General features: G+C 64.2%; 12 protein-coding genes, 1 tRNA gene and 1 pseudogene. 9 read left to right on the forward strand and 5 right to left on the reverse strand.

The features are described from left to right. From AC5RT4_RS07735 to AC5RT4_RS07755, 5 genes are all read left to right on the forward strand, one after another. Window positions 1–948 (forward strand): metallophosphoesterase, encoded by a 948-nt coding sequence (locus tag AC5RT4_RS07735; RefSeq protein WP_494041434.1) that lies wholly within the window; start codon window positions 1–3, stop codon window positions 946–948. A 129-nt stretch (window positions 949–1,077) separates the two neighbouring features. Then, a complete protein-coding gene (locus tag AC5RT4_RS07740) occupies window positions 1,078–2,895 on the forward strand; it encodes an ABC transporter ATP-binding protein (protein ID WP_494041433.1) in 1,818 nt (605 codons plus the stop codon). Continuing rightward, a complete protein-coding gene (locus AC5RT4_RS07745) occupies window positions 2,892–4,718 on the forward strand; it encodes an ABC transporter ATP-binding protein (RefSeq protein WP_494041432.1) in 1,827 nt (608 codons plus the stop codon). Before AC5RT4_RS07740 ends, AC5RT4_RS07745 begins: the two co-directional genes overlap by 4 nt. Before the next feature lie 75 nt (window positions 4,719–4,793). Continuing rightward, window positions 4,794–4,870 (forward strand) — tRNA-Pro (locus AC5RT4_RS07750). A gap of 490 nt (window positions 4,871–5,360) precedes the next feature. Further along, window positions 5,361–6,626: a helix-turn-helix domain-containing protein gene (locus tag AC5RT4_RS07755; protein ID WP_494041431.1), complete on the forward strand. Its 1,266-nt coding sequence runs from the start codon at window positions 5,361–5,363 to the stop codon at window positions 6,624–6,626. Between the two features lie 46 nt (window positions 6,627–6,672). On the opposite strand, the gene AC5RT4_RS07760 is transcribed toward AC5RT4_RS07755, so the two are convergent. Next, complete coding sequence (locus AC5RT4_RS07760; protein ID WP_494041430.1) at window positions 6,673–7,611, reverse strand: phosphoribosylaminoimidazolesuccinocarboxamide synthase; 939 nt, start codon at window positions 7,609–7,611, stop codon at window positions 6,673–6,675. 1 nt (window position 7,612) lies between these two features. Beyond that, on the reverse strand, window positions 7,613–8,929 hold the full coding sequence (purD, locus tag AC5RT4_RS07765) for a phosphoribosylamine--glycine ligase (RefSeq protein WP_494041736.1): 1,317 nt from the start codon (window positions 8,927–8,929) through the stop codon (window positions 7,613–7,615). Between the two features lie 94 nt (window positions 8,930–9,023). Here purD and AC5RT4_RS07770 point away from each other — a divergent pair, with 94 nt between their 5' ends. The 3 genes from AC5RT4_RS07770 to AC5RT4_RS07780 all read left to right on the forward strand — a co-directional run bounded on the left by AC5RT4_RS07770 (window position 9,024) and on the right by AC5RT4_RS07780 (window position 12,136). Continuing rightward, window positions 9,024–10,592, forward strand: a complete 1,569-nt coding sequence (locus AC5RT4_RS07770; protein WP_494105372.1) for a molybdopterin-dependent oxidoreductase — start codon at window positions 9,024–9,026, stop codon at window positions 10,590–10,592. A 36-nt stretch (window positions 10,593–10,628) separates the two neighbouring features. Beyond that, window positions 10,629–11,645, forward strand: coding sequence for an asparaginase (locus AC5RT4_RS07775; protein WP_494105373.1), 1,017 nt, complete (start codon window positions 10,629–10,631; stop codon window positions 11,643–11,645). 113 nt (window positions 11,646–11,758) lie between these two features. Further along, complete coding sequence (locus AC5RT4_RS07780; protein ID WP_494105374.1) at window positions 11,759–12,136, forward strand: sterol carrier family protein; 378 nt, start codon at window positions 11,759–11,761, stop codon at window positions 12,134–12,136. Between the two features lie 3 nt (window positions 12,137–12,139). Here the strand turns inward: AC5RT4_RS07780 and AC5RT4_RS07785 are convergent, their stop codons facing one another. From AC5RT4_RS07785 to AC5RT4_RS07795, 3 genes are read right to left on the reverse strand one after another with little or no spacing between them, the layout of a single operon-like run. Further along, window positions 12,140–12,901, reverse strand: coding sequence for an SDR family oxidoreductase (locus AC5RT4_RS07785; protein ID WP_494105375.1), 762 nt, complete (start codon window positions 12,899–12,901; stop codon window positions 12,140–12,142). A gap of 57 nt (window positions 12,902–12,958) precedes the next feature. Then, the gene (locus tag AC5RT4_RS07790; protein WP_494105376.1) at window positions 12,959–13,702 is read right to left on the reverse strand and encodes an aspartate/glutamate racemase family protein; all 744 of its coding nucleotides are present in this window, start codon (window positions 13,700–13,702) and stop codon (window positions 12,959–12,961) included. A 14-nt stretch (window positions 13,703–13,716) separates the two neighbouring features. Further along, window positions 13,717–15,285 carry an NCS1 family nucleobase:cation symporter-1 gene (locus AC5RT4_RS07795; RefSeq protein WP_494105377.1) on the reverse strand — a complete coding sequence of 523 codons (1,569 nt, stop codon included), beginning with the start codon at window positions 15,283–15,285 and terminating at the stop codon, window positions 13,717–13,719. A 305-nt stretch (window positions 15,286–15,590) separates the two neighbouring features. On the opposite strand from AC5RT4_RS07795, the pseudogene AC5RT4_RS07800 reads away from it, so the two are divergent. Beyond that, window positions 15,591–16,305: pseudogene (locus tag AC5RT4_RS07800) on the forward strand (pyruvate dehydrogenase (acetyl-transferring), homodimeric type); the annotation flags it as partial.

Genomic DNA, 16,305 nt, shown 5'->3' on the forward strand with positions numbered 1-16,305 from the left:
ATGACCTCAACCAGTGCATTGGCCAGCCGCGCCCGGAGCATCGGGCGCGGCTTTGCCGTAACCGCAGGAGCCGGGACCGCGGCGGGAATGGCCGCCTTCGGGTATGGCCTGTGGGAGAAGAACCAGTTCGTCCTCCGCGAAGAGACGCTGGACATCCTCCCCGCCGGGCAGGCGCCGTTCCGCGTCCTCCACCTGAGCGACATCCACTTTGTCCCCGGGCAAAAGAAGAAGGCCGCCTGGCTGGAATCCCTGGCCGGCCTTGAACCCGATTTGGTGGTCAACACCGGGGACAACCTCAGCCACGCCAAGGCCGTGGATCCGCTTTTGCAGGCCCTCCGCCCCCTCCTGGAATTCCCCGGCGTCTTTGTCCCCGGCTCGAATGACTACTTCGCCCCCAGCCTGAAGAACCCCGCTGCGTACCTCCGGGGGCCGTCGAAGGCAAAGCCAAAGCCCGTGGTGCTGGACTGGCCACGGCTGCGTTCGGGCTTTGGCATGGGTGGCTGGGTGGATCTGACCAACCGTCACCAGTCCGTGGTCCTGAAGGGCATACGCTTTGATTTCTCGGGCGTGGATGATCCCCACCTGGATCGCGAACGCTACGCGGGCTGGCCCCGGGGCACTGTCAACCAAAACGCCACGCCCCACCTGAAGGTCGCCGTCGTCCACGCCCCCTACCAGCGCGTGCTGGACCACTTCACCGAGGACGGCGCGGACCTCCTGCTCGCCGGCCACACCCACGGCGGCCAGCTGTGCCTCCCCGGCTACGGCGCCATCGTCTCCAACTGCGACCTTCCCACCTGGCGCGCCAAGGGACTCAATGACTGGCAGAGCAACGGAAGTACGACGCCGGTGAACGTCTCGGGCGGTATCGGTACCTCCCGCTTCGCCCCGGTCCGCATCGCATGCAAGCCCGAAGCGGTCCTGCTCACCCTTACCTCGCCCAACTGACTGCTTACCGCGCAGCGCTGTGAATGGCCAACCCCTGAGCGCAGCGCACGTGCCTGTGAATCAGCTCACGCCATGACATAGGGTAGTTGCTACGGGAAACTACATTCGTTTTAGAGCCGAGAAGCGGGCATGGCCAAGCAAACTTCATTTTTTCGATCCATCAGCCGTCTCTACCCCCATGTCCGGCCGATCATCCCCCGGCTTCTTCTGGGGCTTCTGTGCGCACTCCTGGCCAGCGTTGTTGCCCTGGCCATCCCCCAGGTGCTGCGGGTCCTCATCAATGAATCCCTCCAGCCGGGAGGCACCCCAGAAGCGGTCTGGATTCCGGCCGCCGTCATCCTGGTGCTCGGTGTGGCGGAAGCCGGGCTGGTGGCCCTTCGCCGGCAGTTCGTCATCAACCCTGCCACTTCGGTGGAGACCGGGCTGCGGGTTTCGCTGTATGACCACCTGCAGGACCTGACCGTCTCCTTCCACGACCGCTGGGGGTCCGGCCAACTGCTCTCCCGTGCCATGACGGACCTGAACTTGCTGCGCCGCTGGATGGCCTTCGGTGCGATCATGCTGGTGGTCACCACCCTTACGGTCATTATCGGCATCGGGGTCATGTTCGCCATGAGCTGGCAGCTGGCCCTCATTTTCCTGGCCGCCGCCGTGCCCATCATGGCTTACAGCTTCCGGTTCCGGACCCGCTTCAGCAGGGTGGCGCGCCGCGGCCAGGACCAGGCCGGCGACCTTGCCACCACCGTTGAGGAGTCCGTCCACGGGATTCGCGTCCTCAAGGCCTTCGGACGCAGCCGGGAAGCCCTTGAGAACTTCGAGGAACAAGCAGAAGAACTGCGCCAAACGGAGATCGACAAGGCGCGACAGCAGGCAACCTTCACCCTGGTGGTCACCCTGCTGCCCGAACTCGCCCTTGGCGCCGGACTGGTAGTGGGCGTGATGCTGTGCGCCAGCGGCCAGCTGAGCATCGGCGCGCTGGTGGCTTTCTTTGCTACGGCAGCCGTCATCGCCTCCCCCGTTGAGTTCTCCGGCATGCTGCTGGCCATGGCCCTGACCGCCAAAAGCGCCGTCGACCGTCACTTCGAAGTCATGGACACGGCCAACAGCATCACCAGTCCCCCGGAGCCCCGGCGGCCCAGCCAGCTCGCCGGCGCCCTCCGCTTCAACAGCGCCACCTTCGCCTTTGAAGACGCTCCGGACAAGCCGATCCTGAAGGAGATCAACCTTAACCTCCGGCCCGGCGAAACCATGGCCCTGGTAGGCATCACCGGAAGCGGCAAGAGCGCCCTGATCCAGCTCGTCCCCCGCCTGTATGACGTCACGGACGGCTCCATCACCATCGACGGCGTGGACCTGCGGGAATTCGACGTGGAGGAACTCCGCCGCATCGTCGGAGTCGCCTTCGAGGACACCACCCTGTTCTCCAGTTCGGTCCGCGACAACGTCCTCCTGGGCGCCCCGGTCCGCACCGAGGCGGTCCTCGAGGAGGCGCTGGACGTGGCCCAGGCGCACTTCGCCTACTCCTTGCCCGAGGGCCTGGACACCCTCATCGGCGAGGAAGGCCTCAGCCTGTCCGGCGGGCAGCGGCAGCGCATCGCCCTGGCCCGGGCCATCGCCGCACGCCCGCGTGTGCTGGTGCTGGACGATCCGCTGTCCGCCCTGGATGTCCACACCGAGGAACTTGTCGAAACACGGCTCCGCGCCGTGCTGAAAGACACCACCACTCTGATCGTGGCCCATCGGCCGTCCACGGTGGCGTTGGCAGACCGGGTGGCCCTGCTGGAAGAAGGCCGCATCACTGCCGTGGGTACCCATACAGAGCTTCTGGCGGACAACGACCACTACCGCTACGTCATCGCAAGCCTTGACCAGGAACCGCGAGACCTGGACTCCGAGCTGTCGGAACTCAAAGATGCCGGAATCCAGGCAGAGGAAGTGACCCGATGAGCACGGCAACCTTCGGTACCGCCAACGAAGACAACGCGCACCTGAGCAAAAGCGACAGCAAAGCCGTACGACGACGGTCGCTGGCACTGCTGCGTTCCCTCATCCGCCCTGTACGGCTGCGGTTCTGGCTGACCATAGCCACGGTGGTCCTCTCCCAGGCGGCCCGGGTGGCAGGTCCGGCACTGATCGCCTTTGGCATTGACCACGCACTGCCCGCCCTGCGGGCCGGTGACAACCTGCCCCTGGTGCTCACCGGCGTCGCCTACCTGCTTGCCGCAATTGCGACGGCGGGACTCACCGCCCTGTACGTGACGTCCACGGCGAGGTTGAGCCAGGCCATGCTGCTGGACCTGCGCCTCCGGGTCTTCCGGCACACCCAGCGGCTGAGCCTTGAGTTCCACGAGAAATACACGTCCGGCCGGATCATTGCCCGGCAGACCTCAGACCTGGAAGCCCTCCGTGAGCTTCTGGATTCCGGAGTCAGCTCACTGGCGTCCGGCCTGCTGTTTATGATCTTCACCGCGATTACCGTGTTCGCCCTTGACTGGCGCAGCGGCCTGCTGGTGCTGGCCGCGGGGGTGCCGATGTTTTTCCTGGCCCGCTGGTACCAGAAGCACTCCCAGATCGCGTTCCGTGAATCCCGGGTGGTGTCCGCCCGGCTGATCGTGCACTTCGTGGAAACTATGACCGGCATCCGGGCAGTGAAGGCGTTCCGCAAGGAGCGGGAGAATGCCCAGAGCTACGGGAAGCTCGCGGAGGACTACCGCCTCGCTACCGTCCGCTCCATCAACCTCAACGGGATTTTCCAGCCGGGACTGGTGCTGATCGGCAACGTCTGCGTTGCCGTGGTGCTGCTCTTCGGCGGATTCCGCGTCCTCACCGGCGATCTTGCGGTGGGTGTGCTGCTGGCGCTCATCCTCTCCACCAAAAGATTTTTCCAGCCCGTGGACCAGATGGCCATGTTTTACAACTCGTTCCAGAGCGCACAGGCAGCGCTGGAAAAGGTGTCCGGACTCCTTGAGGAGATTCCCACGGTCCGGCCGCCCGAGAATCCTGTGGCACTGAAGAGTGCCCAAGGGGCTATCGCCTTCAAGGATGTGGAATTCCGCTACGGGGACGGGCCGTTGATCGTCCCCCAGCTGAACCTGCACATCCCGGCGGGCCAAACCGTTGCCCTCGTGGGCCAGACGGGAGCCGGAAAATCCACGCTGGCGAAGTTGATCGCCCGGTTTTACGATGTGTCCTCCGGTTCCCTCACCCTTGATGGCGTGGATCTCCGCAGCCTTAGCACCACAGACCTGAGGCGGAACGTCGTCATGGTCACCCAGGAGGCTTTCCTGTTCAGCGGTTCGGTGGCAGACAACATTGCCCTGGGCCGGCCGGAAGCGTCCCGGGCCGAAATTGAGGAAGCAGCCAAGGCAGTCGGCGCGCACGAGTTCATCCTTGAGCTCCCGAAGGGCTACGACACGGATGTCAACAAGCGCGGCGGCCGGGTGTCCTCGGGCCAGCGCCAGCTCATCAGCTTCGCCAGGGCGTTCCTGGCCCGCCCGGCCGTGCTTATCCTGGATGAGGCAACGTCCTCGCTGGACATTCCTTCGGAGAGACTGGTGCAGACCGGCCTGGCCCGGCTCCTGGCTAATACAGATGCTGCCAGAAGGACCGCGCTGATCATCGCGCACCGGCTCTCCACCGTCGAGACGGCGGACCGGGTGCTGGTGGTACATGACGGCCGGATTGTTGAAGACGGTTCGCCGGCAGAACTCATCGACGGCGGCGGACGCTTCGCCGACCTGCACGGCGCCTGGAAGGACTCGCTGGTCTGACCGGCAGCGGCTGCTGCGGATTTCGCATCAGGGACCCGCATCGGCTATCCTTGTAAAGTTGCTTTTGCAGCGGATCGGGATGTAGCGCAGCTTGGTAGCGCGCTTCGTTCGGGACGAAGAGGTCGCAGGTTCAAATCCTGTCATCCCGACCAAACAGAAGAGGGTCTCCACACGGAGGCCCTCTTTTTGCATCGGCGACTGCCCGGCGCGACGGTAACTTTGCGGTAAAGGGAAAGGCCCCGGAGCAGATGCTCCAGGGCCTTCCCTCGCCTCCTGTTATGAGGAAAGCTATTAGACTGGGTTAGGCCAGTTGCCCGTGTACGTAATGTACGCGGTGTCCGTGCTCTTATCCTTTTTGACCGGCTCTGACACCGGGTTGGGCCAGTTGCCGGTGCGTGCACTGATGCTTGTGCCATCCGCCGGGGAACCGGCTGACAGTACGGCCGGAGCCGCAGCAGAGAAAGCCAGAGCCCCAGCTAAAGCGGCGGCGGCTGCAATCTTCTTCAACATATTAGTTCCTCTATACGAGTCGGATTCGTTACAAAGCCAGCACTGTCCTTGTTGACACCCATTGTAAAATGTTTTCCACAGGGACTGTCAAGCACGTGATTTAAAAAGGCTGTGCAGAAGAGGAGGAATCCCGTGGGCAACGGATTCGGCGAGAAGCTGCGCGCGGAGCGGCTCGAACGAGGACTGACACAGGCCGAACTGGGCAAGGACCTGTATTCACCCAGCTATATCTCACTGCTCGAGACAGGCCGGCGGGAACCCACGGCCGAGGTTATCGAGGAATTGGCCCGGCGGCTTGAGCTTGCACCTAAGGCGCTGGAAGCCTGGAGTCAACCCGTCACCGCCAGTGACGCTGAGTACGTCCTTGCGGGCCTCTACGCCCGGCAGGCTTGGGACCTCAGGGACTATCCATTGGCAGCAAGCCATGCAGCAACCGCAGCAAAATTGGCGCTTGAGGGCCGCAACACCAGCGCCTGGTGGAATATGACTTACATGCAGGCCGAATGTTTGTTAAGACACGGTGACTTGCAGGACTGCCAGCAGATTGTCGAGCGCCTGGTGGAGCATCCTATGGCCAGGGAGTCTGTAGGACTGGGCGTCCGTGCATTGCAGATGCTGTCCGCCGTGCTGCAACGGAAGGGCCAACTCTCAGCCGCTGTGGACCAGGCAATGGAAGCAACGAAGCTGGCGGAGCAAATGCCAACGAGTTCCACAGTCGTCACGGGCGCTTTGCGGGTCCTTATCGGCGTCTTGGCAGAAAGCGGCCGGCTGGATGAGGCCTGGAAATACTGCCGCCAGCTCATCTCCCAGGTAGATGAACATGCCATGGCGCAGCTTGCCGGCGAAGTAGCCTGGGTCGTGGGCAATGTCGCCTTCATGCGGCACGACTACACCGAGGGCGTCAAGCAACATGAACGGGCAGCGAAGCTCCTCTCCCCGGCCAACGACATCGAAATGTGGGCCAGGTTCAATAAAGCGTCCGCTGCGGTACGCCTTCAGTCCGGGATTGTTGAACCCGAGACACTGTCAGCAATCGAGCGCGCCGAACTAGCGTTCTCCATAGTGGGTGGTACAAAAAGCGATGAGTTGGAGGTTGCGTTCATCCGAGCGCGGTGGCTCTACCTGACGGGCGACATCGTTGCGGCTATCGAAAAGCTCCGTGAAATTCACGGGCAGCCTGATGCCCTCGCCAAGCACACAGCGGGCGAGGTTTCGCTCTTGCTCGGCAAATCACTCAAGGCGGCCGGTGAGTTGAACGAAGCAATGACCTTCCTTCATGAAGCGCAAAAAGCCTTCAGTTCAGCCGGAGCCCAGGACCTCGTCCAACAAGCCCTAGACGCGATCCTGGAGATAAGGCTGACTCAAGAAAGGGCGGCGGCAGGCGCCAAGGCCAGTTAGGCAGCACCATCCGCCGGGAGCAGCTGGGCTCCGTCCGGCGAAGGGATCAGGCGAACGTCCGCCCGGTCAGTTTCTCGAAGGCCTCCACGTAGCGGCTGCGCGTCCGGTCAACAACGTCAGCAGGCAGCGCCGGCGGAACGGTATCGGAAGCCTTGTCCCAGCCGGATTCAACCGATGTCAGCCAGTCCCGGACGTACTGCTTGTCATAGGACGGCTGCGCCTGTCCCGGCTGGTACGTAGCAGCGTCCCAGAACCGTGATGAATCAGGCGTCAGGACCTCATCGCCCAGGGTGATGGAGCCGGAGACGGCGTCGTAACCGAACTCCACCTTGGTGTCGGCGAGGATGATGCCCCGTTCGCGCGCAATCTCCTCGGCCTTGGTGTAAATCTCCAGGGTGAGCTGGCTCAGCCGCCCGGCGATGTCGTCGCCCACCATGGCCACGACGGCGTCATACGTGATGTTCTCGTCATGCTCGCCCACCTCGGCCTTGGCTGACGGGGTGAAGATGGCCCGCTCCAGGCGCGAACCGTCCACCAGGCCTTCGGGCAGCGGGATGCCGCACACTGTCCCGGCGGCGTTGTACTCCAGCAGGCCCGAGCCCGTGAGGTAGCCGCGGGCAATGCACTCCACCGGGAACATGTCCAGCTTCTTGCAGATCATTGCGCGGCCCTCCACGGCGGCCGGCACACCGTCCTCCACTGTTGAGGCCAGGACGTGGTGCTCAACGTCCAGCTGGTCGAACCACCACAGGCTCAGCTGGGTAAGGATCCGCCCCTTGTCCGGAATCTCGCTGGTGAGGACATGGTCGAAGGCACTGATCCGGTCACTGGCCACCACCAGCACGCAGTCCCGGCCCACCCGCTGCCGGACCGAATCGTCGGCCGGTTCGTAGAGGTCACGGACTTTGCCGGAGTAGACGTGCGTCCAGCCCGGCAGGTCCAGGGCAGTAGTTTTGAATCCGCGTGCTGCAGGATTGTCGCTCATGCTAAGCCTTCGCTTTCGTTACAGGCAGGGATCTGGTCGACGCGGACGGGACCTTGATCTCGCCACGGGCAGCCTTGCCACCGATGTCCGTCCGGAACTGCGAGCCTTCCAGCTGAACCAGCTCCACACCGTCGTATGCTCTTTCACGCGCTTCCACCAGGTCGCTGCCCAGCGCGACGACAGCGAGCACGCGGCCCCCGGCTGAAACCACTTTGCCGTACTCGTCAAAGGAGGTGCCTGCGTGGATCACGTGCACGCCTTCCAGCTCTTCCACCTTTTTCAGCCCGCGGATCCGGTCGCCGGTGCGTGGGGTGCCAGGGTAGTTCTCCGATGCGACGACGACTGCGACGGCTGTCTCCTTTGCCCAGCGCAGCTCTTCCGCCTTGTCCAGTTCGCCCTTAGCGGCTGCGAGCAGCAGGGCGCCGAGGGGCGTCTTGAGCCGGGCCAGCACGGCCTGGGTTTCGGGATCGCCGAAACGGACGTTGAATTCGATGACGCGGGTGCCGCGCGAAGTCAGCGCGAGCCCCACGAACAGCACGCCCACGAACGGGGTGCCGCGGCTGGCCATCTCGTTGACCGTGGGTTGGGCTACCCGGTCGATGACCTCCTGGACAAGGCCTTCAGGGGCCCACTCCAAGGGGGTGTACGCGCCCATTCCACCGGTGTTGGGCCCTTCGTCATTGTCGAAGATCCGCTTGAAGTCCTGGGCCGGTGACAGCGCCACCGTGTTGTGGCCGTCGCAGAAGACAAAGAGGGAGACCTCGGGACCGTCCAGGAACTCCTCGATGACCACCGAGCCGCCGGCGTCGAAGCAGGACTGCGCGTGCGCCATGGCTTCGTCCCGGTTCCTGGTGACCACCACACCCTTGCCGGCAGCGAGTCCGTCGTCCTTCACCACGTAGGGTGCGCCGAAGGTGTCCAGGGCAGAAGCCGCTTCCTCAGTGTTCGTGGCCACCATCGCCATGGCTGTGGGCACGCCGGCCTCCGCCATGATTTCCTTGGCAAACGCCTTTGACGCTTCGAGCTGCGCGGCCGCCTTGCTGGGACCGAAGACCGGAATGCCGGCTTCACGGACGGCGTCGGAGACTCCAGCTGCCAGCGGCGCTTCCGGGCCGACCACCACGAGGTCCACGGCCAGCCTGGTGGCAAGGGCGGCGACGGCGTCGGGATCGTTGCTGTTGATGTTGTAGGTGGGAACCAACTTGCTGATACCCGCATTGCCGGGAGCTGCGTGGACCTCGGACACGTTGGGATCGGCGAGCAGGGAGCGGACAATAGCGTGTTCGCGGCCTCCGGGGCCGATGACGAGTACCTTCACAGTCTCCAAGGGTACTTTGTGCACCCTGCCCGGTCCTAAGCTGTGTCAGTCCCGGAAAAACAATCCCCAGGCCGGTCCGCTCCGAACCTATGCCATGGAAAAGCTTCGGAACCGGCTCAAAAATCCCACCACCATGGCAGCGCTGGCAGGTATGGTGTCTGCCGCCGTCGTCCTGGCCGTGGCTGAGCTCGTGGGAGCCTTCTTCACCGCGCGCGCCACACCCTTGTTCGCGCTGGGTTCGACGTTCATTGACTTCACGCCGTCCTGGCTGAAGGATTTTGCGATCGCCACATTCGGCACTAATGACAAGGCCGCGCTCTTCGTGGGCATGGGCCTGACTATCGCCGTCCTGGCGTGCGTGCTGGGCGTGGTGGCATACAGGCGGTGGGCGTTGGGGGTTTTGGGGGTCCTGTTCATGGGTGCGGTGATTATTGCCAGTGTGCTGACCCGGGCAGGCGTGGGGCCTGCTGATGCTGTCCCTTCGCTGGTGGGGACACTCGCCGGCCTGGCCGCCCTGCGGTTCCTGATTGTGCTGCTGCGGAAGCCGGCGGTTCGGCCGGGGGTTGACGCTGACCTTGCCAGGGACGTCGCCGGGACCAGCCGCCGTCGCTTCTTCGCCGCAGCGGGGATTACCGCAGCCGCGGCCGGAATTGCCGCTGCCGGCGGCCGCCTCCTGAGTGCAGCCCGCAGCAACATCGCGCAGGCGCGGGACGCCTTGCAGCTTCCCGCACCGGCAAAGCCCGCTGCAGCGGTTTCGGCCGGAGTCCAGTCACCGGTGCCGGGCGTGGCCCCGTGGGTGACGCCCAACGGCGAGTTCTACCGCATTGACACGGCGCTCAGCGTCCCGGAGATCAATGCGGACGAGTGGGAGCTTCGCGTGCACGGGCTGGTGGAGGAAGAAGTCCGGCTCACGTTCCAGGACCTGCTCGACGCCGAGCTCATCGAATCGCACGTCACGCTCACCTGTGTATCCAACCCCGTGGGCGGGAATCTCGCGGGCAATGCCAAATGGCTGGGCCTGCCCATCCGCGAGGTGTTGAAGCGGGCAAAGCCGAAGGATGGGGCGGACATGGTGCTTTCAACCTCCATCGACGGCTTCAGCGCCTCCACCCCGCTCGAGGTCCTGCAGGACGACCGTGACGCCATGCTGGCCATCGGCATGAACGACGAGCCGCTCCCGCTCGAACACGGCTACCCGGTACGGATGGTGGTTCCGGGACTGTACGGGTTCGTCTCCGCGACCAAGTGGGTGGTGGACCTCGAAGTCACCAGGTTCGCAGACAACAGGGCCTACTGGACCGAGCGCGGATGGTCGGAGCGCGGACCCATCAAGACCATGGCCCGCGTGGACGTCCCCAAGTCCTTCGCGAAAGTCCCGGCCGGAAAGGTCGCCGTCGGCGGCACGGCCTGGGCCCAAACGCGCGGTATTACCAAGGTGGAGATCCAGATCGACAACGGGGACTGGGTGGCAGCTGACCTGTCCACCGAGGCATCCCTGGTGACGTGGCGCCAGTGGTCCTATGAGTGGGACGCCACACCCGGGCCCCATTACATCAAAGTCCGTGCCACGGACGGGTCCGGTGAGGTGCAGACGGACCAGCGGGCGGATCCCGTTCCGGACGGTGCCTCCGGCTGGCAGTCGGTCATGGTCACCGTGGAGTAGCCCGCCAACCGGCAGGCAGGCCCATAGACTGGCACCATGCCGCATAATCCGCACGCCACCTTCACCGTGGACTCCGCCGTCGAACTGGCCGTGATTGAGCGCAGCGGCTTCGTGGAGTCCCGCCACATCGGCTCCGCCGTCCTTCTGGCGGCGGACGGGACAGTGGTCACGGAGCTTGGCGACATCAACACCCCTATTTTCGCCAGGTCAGCCCTGAAGCCATTCCAGGCACTGGCCTCGATGCAGTCCGGGGTGCCCCTCCGCGGCGCCCAGGTTGCCCTCGCCTGCGCGAGCCATGTGGGTTCCCTGGACCATATGGACGTGGTGTCCGGGATGCTCAAGGCCGCCGGTGTACGGGAGGACCAACTGCAGTGCCCCGAGGCCTGGCCGCAGGATGAAACGGCGCGCAACTGGCTGGTGCGCTCCGAGCGCGGCAAGTCCAGGCTGGCGTTCAACTGTTCCGGCAAACACGCAGCTTTCCTGTGGGCCTGCACGGAAAACGGCTGGGACACCGACAGCTACCTGGAGCCCAACCACCCTCTGCAGCAGCGGGTCCGCACGGTTATCGAGGAGTACACGGGCGAGAAGATCGCGCACCTAGGGATCGACGGCTGCGGTGCGCCTGTGGCGGCGGTTTCCCTCAAGGGGCTGGCACGGGGTTTCTCCCAGTTGGCCAAGGCGCCCGGCGACCAAAGTTTCAGCGCCCGTGCCGCCACCATCGCGACGTCGATGCTTGATTACCCGTGGGCGGTCCAGGGCCTGGGTGAGGCCAACACCCTGGTGATGGACGAGCTGGAGGTCATCGCCAAGGTGGGTGCCGAAGGTGTCCTCGCCATGGCCACGCCGCAGGGTGTTTCCGTGGCCGTCAAGATACTGGACGGGAATACCAGGGCCACTTCCCTGGTGGCCCTGACGCTTCTCGCAGCGGCCGGCGCCGTGGAAATCCCGGGGGTTGCTAGCGTTTTGGAGAAAGTGGTGGAGCCGGTGCTGGGCGGCGGCCGTCCCGTGGGGCAGATCAGGCTGGGCCCGGCGGTTTCGGCGCTGCTGGATTGAGGAAAGTACCCACAGATTTTCCCGTGGTACCCGCGCTGATTCTGTCGCAAAGCCTTGGCGCGGTAGCCTGATGGCCGTCCCCAGATAACCCGCACCGTAAGAAAGCCGGAAACATGCCTGTTGCCCGCCGTCGGATCGATATCGAAGAGGGCGCCGCTGCGGTGGAGGCGTGGCGTAAGGCCGCGGAGCCGTCGTCGAACGTTCAGGTCCCGCGGGCACTTTTGGCCACGGCAGTGAGGTACACGCTTGAGGAAGTCACCGCGCGGGCGCCGGGCAATTCGGTGGAGGTGCGGGTCCCGCCCTTCGGCGTTACGCAGTGCGTGGAGGGGCCGCGGCACACGCGCGGCACCCCGCCGAACGTGATTGAGTGCGACGCCGCCACCTGGCTTGCGATGGTGACCGGCGAGTTGAGCTGGGGCGAGGCAGTGGCGGCGGGCAAGGTGGCCGCTTCAGGCCTGCGCGCGGACCTTTCGGCGCTCTTCCCCCTCTAGGGTTCAGCCGCGGCCGATAAACGGCATGCCCGCAGCCGTCACCACTACTGACCCCACGCTGGCAGAGGCCGGCATGTTGGCCATCATCAGCACTGCCCGGGCTGCATCCTCAACGGGAAAAGTGGGTTCAACCCGGCGGCTGCCATCCGCCTGGAGCGCCCCGTCCCCCACACCGATGGTGTCCATGATCTCCGTGGCCGTGTTGCCGATGTCGATCTGCCCGCAGGTGATGCCGTAGTCCCGGCCGTCCAGCTCGATGCTTTTAGTCAGTCCGGTCAGGGCGTGCTTCGTGACGGCATAAGCCACTGTCCGGGGCCGGGGCGAGTGCGCGGAGATGGAACCGTTGTTGATGATCCGGCCGCCCTGCGGATCCTGCGACTTCATGGCCCGCACGGCGGCCGCAGCACACAGCATCGAGCCGGTGAGGTTCACCGCCACGGTGGCATCCCAGTCGGCCAGCGAAATCTCGTCCACGCTGGCCGCCGGCCCAAAGATGCCGGCGTTGTTGAACAGCAGGTCCACCCGGCCCCACTGCCGGCGGGTGGCCTCGAAAAGCTGCTCGACGTCGTCGGGCCGGGTGACGTCGCAGGTCACCGGAAGTGCGTTTCGGTGGCCGTCGGCCGTCTCCACCAGTTGCTGTTCGCGCCGCCCGGCAAGGGCGACGGCGAAACCATCAGCCAGGAGGAGGCGGGCCACTGCCCGGCCGATGCCGGATCCTGCTCCAGTGACCACGGCAACGCGTTCGGGGGGCTGGGGTTGGTTCAAGCTCTTCTCCTCCTGGCCGCTGCGCAGCACCTTTGCCCCAATGTAAGGGGTTGCCGCCTACAGCGAAGCCGGCACGCCTGTGTTGTTGAGCGGCCAGCCTATGACGGTCTTGGGCCGCGGTGCAGCGTAGGTCCGGACTTTGGATGTGGACAAGCGCATGCGGACGAGGGATTCGGCGATGGCTACGGCGGACGCCACGCCGTCCACCACCGGGACGCCCGCACGTTGCCTGATCTGTTCGTCCAAGCCGGCCATGCCGCCGCAGCCAAGCACAATAACTTCCGCTTTGTCCTGGCTCACGGCCAGCATCGCCTGGTTGATGATGGCTTCCACTGCCCGTTCGGGTTCTTCCTCAAGTTCCAGGACTGCCATGCCGCTGGCCCGCACCGAGGCGCAGCGGGCATCCAGCCCGGCAAGCTTGAGTCGGTCCTCGATGAGCGGAACGGTCCGGTCCAGGGTGGTGACCACGGAGTACTTGTGGCCCAGGAACATGGCGGTGCTGGCTGCTGCCTCGGTGATGTCCACCACCGGAACGTCCAGCAACTCCTGCAGCCCTTCACGTCCGTGCTCCCCGTACCCTGCCTGTACTACAGCGTCGAACGGTTCCGGGTAACGGGTCACGGCATCCATTACGGCGATGGCGGCCAGGTAGCTTTCAAAGTTTCCTTCGCAGGAGTCCGCGCCGAACCGTGGCGTTATGCCAACGATTTCCGTGCCGGGGGCGGCGATGTTCCGGGCTGAGGCAGCGATGGAGTCCGTCATGGACGCGGTGGTGTTGACGTTCGCAACGAGTATGCGCATCGAAGTTTCCTTAGTCAGTGGGTGCTGGCGATGGCAATGGCCTCGCCGTCGCGGTCTTCCAGCCGCTGGGAGCGGTCCGCGATGAAGAAATACACAGCTGCTGCGATCCCTGCCGCAAAGAACCACGCGAAGGGTGCCGCTGCCGCCAGCGCCGGGACAAACGCAATCAGCAGCGCCACGACGGCTGCCGGCACCATGGCGATGATGGCGCGGGGGTTCACGCCGTTCCTGTAGTAGTAGGTTCCGGCCGGCGAGGCAGTGTAGAGCTCCGGAACGTTGACCCTGCCGCGGCGGATCAGCCAGTAATCAGCCATAACGACGCCGAACAGCGGGCCGAGGAGGGCGCCGAGGCCGCCCAGGAAGTACACGATGACCAAGGGGTTGTTGTAGAGGTTCCAAGGCAGGATGACCAGGCCTATAACGGCGCTGACGATGGCCGCCTTACGGAAGTTCAGCCGTCTGGGGAACAGGTTGGTCAGGGCGTAGACCGGGGCCACGAAGTTCGCCATGAGATTAACCGCGATGGTCAGGATCAGCAGGGCGAGGCAGGCCAGCACAAGGAAAAACGTATTGGGAATGGTCTGGACGATGTCGGACGGGCTTTGGATGATGGTGCCGTTGATTTTGAACTGCCCTCCGGCCATCACCACTACGATGGCGCCGAAGACGAGCATGTTGATGGGGATGCCCCAAAAATTTCCGCGCACAACAGCCTTTTTCGAGACGGCGGAGCGGGTGAAGTCACAGAAGTTCAGGACAAAGGTGCCGTAGATGGAAACCCATAGGGAGCCGCCGGCAAAGATGGTGAGCCACATCTCGGGCCCTTCGAGGGCGTTGTTGGAGGACCACGCGATGGCACCGCCGGCCTCGATGAATATCCAGACAGCGATGGCTGCCATGGTGGCCAGGATGACGGGACCCGCGAACGCCTCGTACTTGCGGATCATTTCCATGCCGAAACTGACGATGACCAGCTGGACGACCCAAAGGATGACGAACGCAATCCAGCCCAGGGTGGAGAGGCCCAGTATGGAGTCCTTGTCCATGGCGGCAAGGGGCGGAAACATCGCTACAAGCATGACGCGGAAGACGACCGAGGCGAGGTAGGTCTGGATGCCGAACCAGGCAATAGCCACGGCGCCGCGCAGGAGGGCGGCGATTTGGGCGCCCCTGATTCCGAAACTGATCCGGCTCATCACCGGGAACGGAACGCCGGTTTTCACGCCCATGAAGCCGGATAGATTCAGGAGGCCGAACAGCAGTGCTGCACCAATGGCGAGTGCCAGGAGGATCTGCCATCCCCCCAGGCCCAGGGCGAAGAGCCCAATGGCGAAGGCATAGTTGCCAAGGCTGTGCACGTCGTTGGCCCAGAGGGTGAAGATGCTGTAGCCCGACCAGCTGCGGCCGGCGCGCTTAGTGGGAGCAAGATCTACGTTATAAAGGGTGGGGCTGATGGCTTGGCCGGATGCTGCGCTGGCTGAGTCGCAGAGAGCTTCAACGCTAAGGGAAGGGTGGGCGGAGGCAACTGACGGCGCTGTCAGGTGTGGAGCTGCGTCGACGCCGACCGGCGGAGGGGTCTGCATAAGGGTCTCAATTCTGGGAGGATCCGCAGTGGTAAGGACGGCGCTAGGGGCCAGTCTTCTATTCCACATTGCGGAATCGAGATATTGAATGGTGAAATAAGAGTATGACCTGGGTCACCCTTGGTCAAGATGCCCCGACCTCCGCGCCGGTCACAATTGGTTGGCAGCGGTTCTTTGTTATCCGCGCGGCATTGGGAGGCCCTGTCGTGTTGACCGCGCATCCCCAACCGTCCTAATCTCGTATTGCAAGATTGTTTTCTCACAATATGAAAACAAGGGCCATTCGATGATGAAATGAGGCTCCCGTGGCTGCAGGAGAAGATACCTCCCATATCCTCAGCGGGTTGACTAACCAGCTGCCTGATCGTGATCCGGAAGAGACCGCCGAGTGGGTTGAGTCCCTGGATTCATTGATCAGGGAACAGGGTACCGAGCGTGCCCAATACATCATGCGGAGCCTGTTGCAGCGTGCCGGTGCGCAGAGCGTCGGGGTGCCGATGGTGACCACTACCGATTATGTGAACACGATCCCGGTGGACCAGGAAGCGGAGTTCCCGGGCAATGAGGAGTTCGAGCGCCGCTACCGGGCGTACATGCGCTGGAACGCTGCGGTGATGGTTCACCGTGCGCAGCGGGCGAACATCGGCGTGGGCGGGCACATTTCCACCTACGCCGGGGCCGCGACCCTGTACGAGGTCGGGTTTAACCACTTCTTCCGTGGCAAGGACCACCCCGGCGGCGGGGACCAGGTCTTCTTCCAGGGCCACGCCTCCCCCGGCATGTACGCCAGGGCGTTCATGGAAGGCCGGCTTTCGGAGGAGGACCTGGACGGGTTCCGGCAGGAAAAGTCCCGGGCCGGGCACGCCCTGTCCTCCTACCCGCACCCGCGCCTGATGCCGGACTTCTGGGAATTCCCCACCGTTTCCATGGGCATCGGGCCGATGAACGCGATCTACCAGGCCCAGTCCAACCGGTACCTGCACAACCGGGGCCTGAAGGACACCAGTGACCAGCAGGTCT

The sequence above is a fragment of the Arthrobacter sp. sptzw42 genome (assembly GCF_059089685.1).

What these genes read in the sequence shown, in the direction of transcription:
- AC5RT4_RS07790 (WP_494105376.1), bottom strand. Translation starts at nt 13,702, where the DNA reads ATGCGCATACTCGTTGCGAACGTCAACACCACCGCGTCCATGACGGAC.
- AC5RT4_RS07770 (WP_494105372.1), top strand. Translation starts at nt 9,024, where the DNA reads ATGGAAAAGCTTCGGAACCGGCTCAAAAATCCCACCACCATGGCAGCG.
- AC5RT4_RS07780 (WP_494105374.1), top strand. Translation starts at nt 11,759, where the DNA reads ATGCCTGTTGCCCGCCGTCGGATCGATATCGAAGAGGGCGCCGCTGCG.
- AC5RT4_RS07745 (WP_494041432.1), top strand. Translation starts at nt 2,892, where the DNA reads ATGAGCACGGCAACCTTCGGTACCGCCAACGAAGACAACGCGCACCTG.
- AC5RT4_RS07775 (WP_494105373.1), top strand. Translation starts at nt 10,629, where the DNA reads ATGCCGCATAATCCGCACGCCACCTTCACCGTGGACTCCGCCGTCGAA.
- AC5RT4_RS07795 (WP_494105377.1), bottom strand. Translation starts at nt 15,285, where the DNA reads ATGCAGACCCCTCCGCCGGTCGGCGTCGACGCAGCTCCACACCTGACA.
- AC5RT4_RS07740 (WP_494041433.1), top strand. Translation starts at nt 1,078, where the DNA reads ATGGCCAAGCAAACTTCATTTTTTCGATCCATCAGCCGTCTCTACCCC.
- AC5RT4_RS07760 (WP_494041430.1), bottom strand. Translation starts at nt 7,611, where the DNA reads ATGAGCGACAATCCTGCAGCACGCGGATTCAAAACTACTGCCCTGGAC.
- AC5RT4_RS07735 (WP_494041434.1), top strand. Translation starts at nt 1, where the DNA reads ATGACCTCAACCAGTGCATTGGCCAGCCGCGCCCGGAGCATCGGGCGC.